This is a genomic window from Intrasporangium chromatireducens Q5-1 (assembly GCF_000576575.1).
In the GTDB taxonomy this organism is placed as follows: domain Bacteria; phylum Actinomycetota; class Actinomycetes; order Actinomycetales; family Dermatophilaceae; genus Intrasporangium_A; species Intrasporangium_A chromatireducens.
Genome location: NZ_AWQS01000403.1, coordinates 1 through 2,263, shown reverse-complemented (window position 1 = coordinate 2,263; position 2,263 = coordinate 1). Strand labels below are relative to the sequence as shown.

Annotated in this window: 2 protein-coding genes; one reads left to right on the top strand and one right to left on the bottom strand. The window is 74.8% G+C overall.

The features are described from left to right. Positions 1-109 precede the first annotated feature (109 nt). Entirely contained in the window at positions 110-1,387 is a 1,278-nt protein-coding gene (larC, locus tag N864_RS21625; protein WP_034722330.1) for a nickel pincer cofactor biosynthesis protein LarC, read from the top strand. 138 nt (positions 1,388-1,525) lie between these two features. On the opposite strand, the gene larB is transcribed toward larC, so the two are convergent. Further along, complete coding sequence (gene larB / locus N864_RS21620; RefSeq protein ID WP_155893060.1) at positions 1,526-2,215, bottom strand: nickel pincer cofactor biosynthesis protein LarB; 690 nt, start codon at positions 2,213-2,215, stop codon at positions 1,526-1,528. Positions 2,216-2,263 lie beyond the last annotated feature (48 nt).

Below are 2,263 nucleotides of genomic sequence, written 5' to 3'. Positions count from 1 at the left end.
CGCGCTGACCGGCCTGCGCCATCCGGCCCCGCGCTGACCGGCCCACGCTGACCCGGCTGCCAGGCCGGTCGCCGCGCCGGATGGCGCGCCCCCGACTAGCGTGGGGGACATGGAAGCTCGTGGTCAGGGACGGGTTGTCGCCTGGGTCGACGCGTCGGCCGGCCTCGCCGGAGACATGCTCCTCGGGGCGCTGCTCGACCTCGGGGCCGAGCTCGAGCCGATCCAGGAGTGCATCGACGCGGTCGTGCCGGACACGGTGCGGATCGGAGTCTCGGAGACGACGCGGGCCGGCCTCCGGGCCGCCAAAGCGCACGTCGACCTCCTGGCCGAGGACCAACACCACCGTCGGTGGGCCGAGATCCGGGACCGGCTCGGCGGCGCCGCGCTGCCGGAGCGGACCCGCTCCCGCGCCTTGGCGGCGTTCGAGGCGCTCGCCCGTGTCGAGGCCGCGGCTCACGGCACGGAGATCGACGAGGTGGAGTTCCACGAGGTCGGCTCCTGGGACTCCATCGCCGATGTGGTGGGCGTGTGCGCCGGGCTCGAGGACCTCGGCGTGGACGAGGTCGTCGTGAGCCGGCTCGCCCTCGGCAGTGGCTTCGTCACCGGCTCGCACGGACGCCTGCCCGTGCCCGGACCAGCCGTCGCCGGCCTCGCCGCCGGCTGGCAGGTCGAGGCCGGCAGTGAGGGCGAGGCCGGCGATGAGGGCGAGCTCGCGACCCCGACGGGGGTGGCCCTCGTGACCACACTGGCGCACGAGCAGGGCCCGCTGCCGCGCATGCGGCTCATCGCGACCGGCGTCGGAGCCGGGACGAGGGACCGCCCCGGCCTGGCGAACGTCACCCGCGTCGCTCTCGGTCTCTCCGACTCGCCGACCGGTCACGGAGAGGCCGCGGCGGACGACCTGGCCGCTCGTGCCATGTCCCTGCTCGAGGCGAACGTCGACGACCTCGACCCGCGCGTCTGGCCCTCCGTCGTGGAGGCCCTCCTCGATGCGGGTGCGGCCGATGCGTGGCTCACCCCGATCGTCATGAAGCGCGGACGCCCCGCGCAGGTCCTATCCGTGCTCGCCCATCAGCGGGACGTCGCGTCGCTGCGCGACCTCGTCTTCGAGCTCACGAGCACCATCGGATTGCGGGAGAGCGAGATTCGCCGCTGGGAGCTGGCCCGCGGCTGGGTGACCGTCGAGGTCGACGGCAGGAACATCGGCGTCAAGGTGGCTCACCGGGACGGCCGGATCGTGCGGGCGACGCCCGAGTTCCGGGACGTGGCGGCCGCCGCCGAGGTCCTCGGCCGACCGGTCCGCGACGTGTTGGAGGCCGCCCGGGCGGCGGCGGCCCACGCGGGCCTCGCCAGTGGCCGCACCCTCCCCGAGGGTCTGCGCTCCTGACCGGCAGGCAACCTCAGCCGAGCGGGACCGGGCGTCCGAGCGCCGCCGGGCCCAGCGGCATACGGCTCCTCGAAGGCGCCGTTCCTGAGCGAACACGCTGGTACACCGGTGAGTTCACCCTCGAACAGCCCGATCGCGTCAGAACGGTGCGGCGATCTGGGCGGCGAGGTGCCCGGCTCCGTAGCCGTTGTCGATGTTGACGACCCCGACGCCCGGTGCGCACGCGTTGAGCATCGTCAGCAGCGGCGCGAGGCCACCGAAGGCGGTGCCGTAGCCGACCGACGTCGGCACCGCGACGACAGGCGCCCGGGCGAGGCCGGCGACGACGCTCGCCAGCGCCCCGTCCATGCCGGCCACGACGACGATCGCGCGGGCCTCGGCGATGAGGTCGACCCGGTCGAGGATCCGGTGCAGGCCGGCGACGCCGACGTCGACGACGAGCTCCGTCGGGCGGCCGAGGTAGGTCAGCGTCAGGACGGCCTCGCGGGCGACGGGCAGGTCCGATGTGCCGGCGCAGAAGACGGCGACGAGGCCGCCGGTCGGCTCGGGCGCCGTCGGCGGCCACGCGACGACCCGCGCGGTCTCGTCGTGCAGCGCCTCGGGCAGCACCGCCAGGACAGCCGCTGCCTGCTCGTCAGAGATGCGGGTGAACAACGCTGCGCCGCTGGTCTCCCCGCTCGCGGTCGCGCGCCGGAGGTTCGCCGCGATGGCGCGGACCTGGGCGACCGTCTTGCCCTCGCAGAAGATCGCCTCCGGATAGCCGCGCCGCGCCCCACGACCGAGGTCGAGCTCCGCGATCCCGTCGAGGTCCGCGGGATCGAGAGGTATGCCGCTCACTGCCGCCAGGGCTTCCGCGTCGGTCGCGCTCGGGCGGGG